Source organism: Paraburkholderia kururiensis JCM 10599 = LMG 19447, assembly GCF_003986935.1.
GTDB lineage: Bacteria > Pseudomonadota > Gammaproteobacteria > Burkholderiales > Burkholderiaceae > Paraburkholderia > Paraburkholderia kururiensis.
This window is the reverse complement of sequence record NZ_RJZE01000091.1, coordinates 1-1,370: the sequence shown is the minus strand read 5'-3', so window position 1 is coordinate 1,370 and position 1,370 is coordinate 1. Positions and strand designations below refer to the sequence as shown.

At 62.2% G+C, this 1,370-nt stretch carries 1 protein-coding gene; it reads left to right on the top strand.

Annotated features, from left to right (window positions below):
- Window positions 1–201 precede the first annotated feature (201 nt).
- Window positions 202–1,370 (top strand): M23 family metallopeptidase (locus tag PKKP23_RS33375; RefSeq protein ID WP_138721057.1); only part of this gene is annotated, 1,169 nt, incomplete at its 3' end.

The following is a 1,370-nucleotide window of genomic DNA, read 5'->3' as shown; positions in this document are numbered from 1 at the left end:
CCCGGCGCGTTCCCGATCAAGGTGGCGTCGTTCACGTTCGTCGGTCCCGATAACGTGCCCGCGCCGTTGCCCGTCCTGCCGAAAAGCGACCTCAAGGTCAACGACCGTCCTCCCCATACGAACTGACACGTCATGATCATCAGCCCACCCTTTCTGCCCGCATCGGGCCTGACGTCCAGTGACGCGTCCAGGCCTGACCCCATGATGGATGCCGTCGACAAATTCGAGCTGGCGCACGGCATCTATCCGGTTGCAGCCGACCGGAGCTGGCATTGCGGCGCCCATCTTGCGCCGGACATGCACGGCCCGGTCCATGCCATCGCCGACGGCGAGGTGGTGGCATACCGCGTCTGCCAGCACGCGATGGATGACGGCAACGGCAATGCGGGTTTCGTGCTGCTCAAACACTCCACCGAAACCGGTGACGGACGCACGCTGACGTTCTATTCGCTCTACATGCACCTGCTGCCGCTTGCGGAATACCACACGTTCGGACACGACGGAGCCCGGCTACCGGCGTTCCTGCACAAGCCGTCCGGGCCGGATATCCGGGGGAAGGTCACTCCTGCGGCGAAGGGGAGTGGCGAGAAGGTGCGGCGCAAGGATGTGCTGGGTTTTCTCGGCCGCTATCAGGGCGTCACCTACCTGCACTTCGAGATATTCATGACGCAGGGCGATTTCGATGCGTATTTCGGGCACACGCAACTCGGGGTGGCCTCGCCGGGAACGGCGACAACGTCGGACTGCTGGGGGCATATCTGTTTCACCATTCCAGCAGGGCAGCAGTTTTACGCATTGCCTCAGGGAACGGACGCGCACGGCAAACTCCACGGCATCGCTTTCAAGGCCGGCCTCGCAGGCACGAACGCCCTGCCCCTTGTCGTCGAGATGTACTTCAGCAAGGGGGCGAAGTACACCAACGTCTGGAGCGTTGCTGCGGACGGCTCGCGCACACTTCTGACGCCAGAGCCGGTCGAGGAAAAGGACTACGAATACGATCTGTACCATCGTGCAACGGCGCTCTACGAAGCCTGCCCGAGCGACGGCTACGAGATGCTGCGCTTCGGGCGCATTCTGTCCACGCCTGCGACCCTCCCGGAGGCAGCCCGTGCGACGTGGGTGCAGATACCCTACGACACGGGGAAGCAGGGTTACATCGATATCAGCAAGGAAGAGGTCAGGAAACTTTCTGACGCGGATTTCCCGTCTTTCATGGGCTGGCAGAAGATCAGCGACGGCAATACGCCCTTCGATAGTGACGGGTTGTGCGATGTCGAGATGTTGAAGAGGCTCGTCAGGGACGCCGCGGCCAACGATCAGCCCGCAGTAGTGAAGGACGCAACCGAAGTCCAGAAGGCAGACGCGCTTTC